At 68.7% G+C, this 3,996-nt stretch carries 3 protein-coding genes and 1 pseudogene; 3 read left to right on the forward strand and 1 reads right to left on the reverse strand.

The window, feature by feature from the left end; genetic code table 11:
* The first annotated feature begins 664 nt into the window (after positions 1–664).
* The 3 genes from ACI2L1_RS04170 (at position 665) to ACI2L1_RS04180 (ending at position 3,548) form a co-directional block, all read left to right on the forward strand.
* The gene (locus tag ACI2L1_RS04170; RefSeq protein WP_404737744.1) at positions 665–2,206 is read left to right on the forward strand and encodes an MFS transporter; all 1,542 of its coding nucleotides are present in this window, start codon (positions 665–667) and stop codon (positions 2,204–2,206) included.
* Between the two features lie 54 nt (positions 2,207–2,260).
* Positions 2,261–2,758, forward strand: coding sequence for an FBP domain-containing protein (locus tag ACI2L1_RS04175; RefSeq protein WP_404737745.1), 498 nt, complete (start codon positions 2,261–2,263; stop codon positions 2,756–2,758).
* Positions 2,759–3,134: 376 nt separating this feature from the next.
* The gene (locus ACI2L1_RS04180; RefSeq protein ID WP_404737765.1) at positions 3,135–3,548 is read left to right on the forward strand and encodes a hypothetical protein; all 414 of its coding nucleotides are present in this window, start codon (positions 3,135–3,137) and stop codon (positions 3,546–3,548) included.
* Positions 3,549–3,634: 86 nt separating this feature from the next.
* On the opposite strand, the pseudogene ACI2L1_RS04185 reads toward ACI2L1_RS04180, so the two are convergent.
* A pseudogene (locus ACI2L1_RS04185) lies at positions 3,635–3,826 on the reverse strand (IS982 family transposase); the annotation flags it as partial.
* Positions 3,827–3,996 lie beyond the last annotated feature (170 nt).

Below are 3,996 nucleotides of genomic sequence, written 5' to 3' on the forward strand. Positions count from 1 at the left end.
AAACAAACCCCCCCGCGGGGCCCCACCCCGGGTGGGTTTTTCCGCCGGGCCGTCGTCAAACCCCTTCCGTGTGTGCGCGGGTGGTCGGTAAATCCGGTCGCGCGGTGGCGTCGATGAGATATCCTGTCCGGGATTTCGCGCGGCAGGTTCTCTGCCGCCCCGCTCGGCGCGTTCGGCGTCGACACGCACCGCGTGCCCTGCCCGGAAGGAGGCGAGAGACATGGACCGTGCTGAATGCGTTGCGGCCATAGTTGCCTCCGGCCGTGTGCCCTCCCTCCTCTGCGGCGCGCGGTAGCTCTTCCCCCTTCTTGAGCTCTTCCCCCTTCTTGTTTCTTGTCTTCGGCATCTTCCTGAGATGCCGCGTCACGAGATGTCCTGGCCTGCGCGGTTCGTCGCCGCGCGGGCCGCGGGGGCGCGTGCCCGAAGACGGGCCCTTCTTTTGCTGGTCACCGTGATCTCGGCACTCTCCGCCTCACGACCAGCAAGAGCGCCGGCGTGAGTGACACGCAGCTGGTGAGGCAGGCCCCGGGTGCTGTCCTCGGTTCCCGCTGCCCCACCGCCATGCCGTGTCCCCGTGCTGCGTACACCGGCCCGTCGTCACCACTGCGACCGTCCCTGGCCGGCTGTTTCGACAGCACTTCGACACGAAACGTGCGTGATCGCCATGAGCAAGAAACGTCCCGGAGGGGAATCCCTCCCGTCCGCCCCTTCCACGGCCACCGACCGTTCCCCGGACCGCGAGGTTCCCGCCGCGACTCCGGCACCGGATCCGAAGCGTTGGTGGGCGCTGGCCGTCATCGCCCTCGCCCAGCTGATGGTGATCCTTGACGGCACCATCGTGAACATCGCGCTGCCCTCCGCCCAGCGCGCTCTCGGCATGTCGGACGCCGACCGGCAGTGGGTGATCACCGCCTACACGCTGGCCTTCGGCGGGCTGCTGCTGCTCGGCGGCCGGATCGCCGATCTGGTGGGCCGCAAGCGCACCTTCGTCATCGGCCTGGCCGGGTTCGCCGCGGCCTCCGCGCTGGGCGGCGCGGCGGCCGGTCCCGGGATGCTGTTCGCGGCGCGGGCCCTGCAAGGTGCGTTCGCGGCGGTCCTGGCGCCCTCGGCCCTGTCGCTGCTGACGACGACGTTCACCGACCCCAAGGAGCGGGCCAGGGCGTTCGGGGTCTACGGTGCGCTGGCCGGCGGCGGCAGTGCGGTCGGGCTGATCGTGGGCGGTCTGCTGACCGAGTACCTGAACTGGCGCTGGTCCCTGTACGTCAACGTGCCCATCGCGCTGGCCGCCCTGCTCGGCGCACCGGCCTTCCTGCGCGACCGCTCCGGCCGCCGGGGCGGGCACCTGGACGTGCCGGGCGCGCTGCTGGGCTGCGGCGGGCTCGTCGCCCTCGTGTACGGCTTCAGCGAGGCCGAACCTCGCGGCTGGACCAGCCCGTCGGTGCTCACGCTGCTCGTGGCCGGCGTGATCCTGCTCGCCGCCTTCGTGTGGTGGCAGAGCCGCGCGGCGAGCCCGCTGCTGCCGCTGCGCATCGTCAAGGACCGTGTCCGGGCCGGATCGCTCGCGACGATGGGCTTGGCCACCATCGGCATGTTCGGCGTCTTCCTGTTCCTGACGTACTACTTGCAGGTCGTCCTCGGCTACCCGCCGGTGCGGACGGGCCTGGCCTTCCTGCCGATTTCGGTCGGTATCGTCATCGGCGCGACCCAGATCGCGGCCCGCCTGCTGCCACGCACGGCGCCGCGCGCCTTGATGTCGTCCGGCATGGTGATGGCCGCCGCCGGCATGTTGCTGCTCAGCAGCCTGACCGTGCATGCGCAGTACGTCCCGCACGTGCTGCCCGCCCTGCTGCTGCTCGGTCTGGGCATGGGCCTGACCTTCATGCCGGTCTACGCGACGGCCACCGCCGGCGTGCCCGCGCAGGACGCCGGTGTGGCCTCGGCTGTCCTCAACACCGTTCAGCAGATGGGCGCTTCGCTGGGCACCGTACTGCTCAACACCATCGCCACCGGCGCCACCAGCCGTTACGTCCACTCGCACGTGCACGATCCGGCCCACGGCGGCGCGACCCTCGACGAAGGCATGGTGCACGGCTTCTCCGTCGCCTACTGGTGCTCGGCGGGCGTTCTGCTGCTCGCCGCCTTGGTAGCGGGCCTCACCGTACGGCACAAGACGTCGAAGCACGCCGGACACGGCGCACCGGCCTAGCGAGCCGGGGTCGTGTCCCGCCACCGTCCCGCCTCGCCCCTCGAAGGATCCTCCATGAAACCCCTGTCCGAGCACGACATCCGTACCTCGTTCGCCAACTGCTCGAAGGGCGAGGCCAAACGCCTCCCCCTGCCCAAGAACCTGGCGGACCTCGACCACTGGGACGGCCTGGACTTCCTGGGCTGGTTCGATCTGTCCGCGCCCGACCGCAAGTATCTCGTCGTCGAACGCGCCGATGAACTCGTCGGCCTTTCTCTGCGCTCCGCTTCCGGCAACCGCGGCTTCCTGCGCCGCAGCCTGTGCTCGCTGTGCCTGACCACGCATCCCGGCAGCGGCGTCTCCCTCATGACCGCCCCCAAGGCAGGCCCGGCCGGCCGCGCAGGCAACTCGGTGGGCCTCTACATCTGCGCCGACCTGGACTGCTCGTTGTACGTACGGGGCAAGAAGAAGGCGGCACCGGGCGGGCGCATGGAGGAGTCCCTCACTGTCGAGCAGCAGATCGAGCGCCTGCGCGGCAACCTCGACGCGTTCGTGGAGCGGGTCTTCCACTGAGGCCGACAGGGGCTCGACGGCCATCGTCGCCGAGCCCCTGTCCACTCCTTGAACCGCCGTCTCCTCGCGGCTCCTCCGGTCTTACGCGCCGGACCTCAGAGGGCGTTTGACGTAGGCAGATTGCCCTTGATGCCCTAGTGCGTTCCTCGCCTGGTGGGGGTGATCTCGTCTGTTATGGGTGAGGTTGTCGACCGAAGCGATGTGGATCATTGTGTGAAGAACGAAGTCCTGGACGCCCTGCTGACCGCACTGTACTGAAGATCGACGACGAGTTGGAGGCGGAGCGATGGATGGGCTGCCCACCGCAGTTGAGCGATGCCGAGCTGGTCACGCTCGCGGTCGCGCAGGCGCTGCTCGGCTTCCGCTCCGAGGCCCGGTGGCCGCGGTTCGCCGCAAGGACCTCGCCGCGATGTTCGCGTACCTGCCGCAGCAGTCCGGGTGCAACAAGCGGCTCAGGGCCGGGTTGCCGCTGGTCAAGAAGGCGATACGGCTGCTCGCAACGGACATGGACTTCTGGTTCGACAACCACTGGATCGTGGACTCCGCACCGGTGGAATGCGGCCGCTCCCGGCCGACGGTGAAATGCTCGGAGATGGCCGGCTGGGCCGGATACGGGTACTGCGCCTCCCACACCCGCTTCTTCTGCGGGCTGCACCTGTACCTGGTGTGCACGCCGACCGGGATGCCGATCCTGTGGGCGTTGGCGAACCCGAACTCGACGAACGCGAAGTGCTCCAGGCCATGCTCGACGTCGATGAAGACCTGGTCGCCGACCGGCCCGGACTGCTGATCATCGCGGACAAGGGCTTCGCCTCCAAGGAGTTGGCCTCCAAGGAGTTCGAGAATGACCTGGTCATGCGTGGGGCCGAACTTAGCGGCGGCCATGGCGAGGATGCGCTGGGCGACACGGACGGCGACGCCCTCGAAGGTCCGTCCGCCGTGCTGCTCCAGGTCCAACTGCCCCTTGAGGGTGTCGTTCACGGACTCGATCAGCTGCCGCACCGACTTGAGCAGGCCCTCGCCCTTGCGCTGCTTCTCCCGCTTGAACGAGGGCCGCAGCAATCTGGCGCAACCACGAGACCGGCGCCCCGAGCACGCGGTCACTGGTCGCATTCGATCACCGAATACATCGGACTTACTCGTCTAGTGTCCTGAGTCTGGAATTCGCTGCGTAAGTCAGGGTTGATTCGGCATGATGGCCGGGTGGCGAGGACGGGACGGCCGAAGGCCGAGTTGGT

The organism is Streptomyces sp. NPDC019531 (assembly GCF_044903305.1).
Classification (GTDB): domain Bacteria; phylum Actinomycetota; class Actinomycetes; order Streptomycetales; family Streptomycetaceae; genus Streptomyces.

Excerpts from the sequence above, each read along its gene's own strand:
- ACI2L1_RS04170 (WP_404737744.1), top strand. The coding sequence starts at position 665 with ATGAGCAAGAAACGTCCCGGAGGGGAATCCCTCCCGTCCGCCCCTTCC.
- ACI2L1_RS04175 (WP_404737745.1), top strand. The coding sequence starts at position 2,261 with ATGAAACCCCTGTCCGAGCACGACATCCGTACCTCGTTCGCCAACTGC.